General features: G+C 58.6%; 2 protein-coding genes. One reads left to right on the top strand and one right to left on the bottom strand.

Annotated elements, in window-relative coordinates:
- A partial coding sequence (locus A3730_RS12125; RefSeq protein ID WP_255364264.1) for a rhodanese-like domain-containing protein occupies positions 1 to 339 on the bottom strand: 339 nt, incomplete at its 3' end.
- Between the two features lie 476 nt (positions 340 to 815).
- Between A3730_RS12125 and A3730_RS12115 the strand changes: the two genes are divergently transcribed.
- The coding region (locus tag A3730_RS12115; RefSeq protein WP_156501180.1) for a transposase at positions 816 to 1,413 on the top strand (598 nt) is incomplete at its 3' end.

The raw sequence follows: 1,413 nt of genomic DNA, 5'->3' as shown, positions 1-1,413 counted from the left end.
GCCTGCTTCGCGCAGCCAGGCTTGGGTGGTCTGGCTGCGCAGCCCGCCNCGGAAGCAATACAGATAGCCGTCCGGGTTGGCCTGCCACCACTGCTGCCAGGCTTGCATGCGCCGTTCCCGCTCTTCGCCGCTGACCAGCTTGTTACCCAGGTCAATGGCCGCCTGCTGGCCCTGCTGCTTGTAACAGATGCCAATTTGGTGACGCTCGTCATCGTTGATCAGGGCGATATTGGTGGCACCGGGAAAGGCGCCTTTGGCAAATTCCACGGGGGCGCGCACGTCCAGCAGGGGCGTGTCGTTCAGGAACAGGGAAAGGAAATCACGGGTATCGTCTCGCATGGGGAGCGAGTTTAGAACAGCTACAAGCTACAAGCTACAAGTCGGAAAGTTCCTCGTAGTCCGCAACTTCTACGAAGCCGCTGTAGGAGTACCTCTTGAGGTGCGAACCGCGCTTGCGCGGAAATCGCCCGCAGGGCGATCAGGAGTCTCAAAACTCGACGGGTTCCAGAAAGAATGGCGGAAGGATCTTGATCTTTGCCGCCTCGCTAGGCCCGGTTCGCACCTCAAGAGGTGCTTGTATGTTTGAATGCTCTTCCTGCAACCATGCAGGACTTGCCGGGGTGGAGGGACCAAAGGGGCATCTGACCCAAGGGTACAGACGGTAGGAGATTTGGCCCCACCCCGCACCTATTCATACGCCGATAAAGAATCCATCGGCTGAGTTCGCACCTCAGACCGACGATACCTAGCAAGCCAGCGTTCAGGTGCGCCCCGACAAGCATGTGTAACCTAGCGCAAGGGGCTGTTCAGTGGCAATGCAAGTAGAACCCTCCATTATCGGCATCGACGTGGCCAAGGCCGAGTTGGTCATCTATTTCCTGGGCCAGACCTATTCCATTGAGAACACACCCCAAGCCATTCGGGCTTGGCTCAAGGATCTGCCTTCCCTCTGCGAGATAGCCATCGAGGCCACTGGCACTTATCACATGGATGTCATTGAGCTGGCCCACCGTAAAGGCCACCACATCTACGTGATTGATGGTTCTCGCCTCCACCATTACCGCAAGGGCACAGGTGGTCGCGCAAAAACGGACGCCTCTGATGCGCAGCTACTTGCCCGCCATCTGCAACATGAAAAAGGGGCCTTGCGCCGCTGGAGTCCGCCACCCAAGGCGTATCGGACGCTGCAGACCCTACTGCGCCGCCGTGCGGCACTGGTCAAGGCACGAACCATTATCCAGCAAAGCCTGGGTGCAGAGCCGCTACTCAAAGCGGGCTTGAAGAGGTTGATCTCTCAGATCAACACGCTGGATGCACAGATCCAGAAACACCTTCGCGACACGGTAAGAGACGCTGGGCTCAGCGAACAGGTGCAACGGTGCAAGGCCCTGGAGGGCGTGGGCGATCTGACCG

It is taken from the genome of Alcanivorax sp. HI0044 (genome assembly GCF_001634945.1).
The sequence above is the reverse complement of the archived record's forward strand: the minus strand, read 5'-3'. Positions and strand labels throughout refer to the sequence as shown.